The sequence below is a fragment of the Caballeronia glathei genome (assembly GCF_000698595.1).
Taxonomy (GTDB): domain Bacteria; phylum Pseudomonadota; class Gammaproteobacteria; order Burkholderiales; family Burkholderiaceae; genus Caballeronia; species Caballeronia glathei.
Genome location: NZ_JFHC01000299.1, coordinates 1 through 513, shown reverse-complemented (window position 1 = coordinate 513; position 513 = coordinate 1). Strand labels below are relative to the sequence as shown.

General features: G+C 61.4%; 1 pseudogene. It reads left to right on the top strand.

From position 1 onward, the window contains the following. Positions 1-66 precede the first annotated feature (66 nt). Positions 67-513: pseudogene (locus tag BG61_RS38885) on the top strand (transposase); the annotation flags it as partial.

Below are 513 nucleotides of genomic sequence, written 5' to 3'. Positions count from 1 at the left end.
TGAGCTTGCCCCCGAAAAACGAATTCCTTGCTGAGCGTTTAAACTCAAGCAAGGAGAGTCAAGAAGATGAGCAAGACGAAGCGGGCGCGCTACACGCTCGAATTCAAGCTGGAAGCGGTTCGGCTGGTCAAGGCCGGCCAGAGCGTCGCGGCGGTGGGCGCGACGCTGGGTGTGCCGGCGCAGTCGATTTCCAACTGGGTCAAGGCTGAGCTGGACGGCAAGCTCGGCGGAGCCGGCATGAAGCCGGTAAGCCCGGAGCAGATGGAATTGGCGAGACTGCGCGCTGAAGTGGCCCGCCTGAAGATGGAGCGCGACATTCTAAAAAAGGCAGCGGCGTACTTCGCGAAGGACTCGACGTGAAGTACGCCTTCATCGAACGCAATCGCCATCACTGGCCGATTTCGGTGTTATGCGAGGTGCTGGAAGTCAGCCCCAGCGGCTTTCATCAACGCCGCCAACGTGCCGAGCGGGACAGGCCGCACCGAAGCCGCGTGAGCAACGACGCGCTGCTAG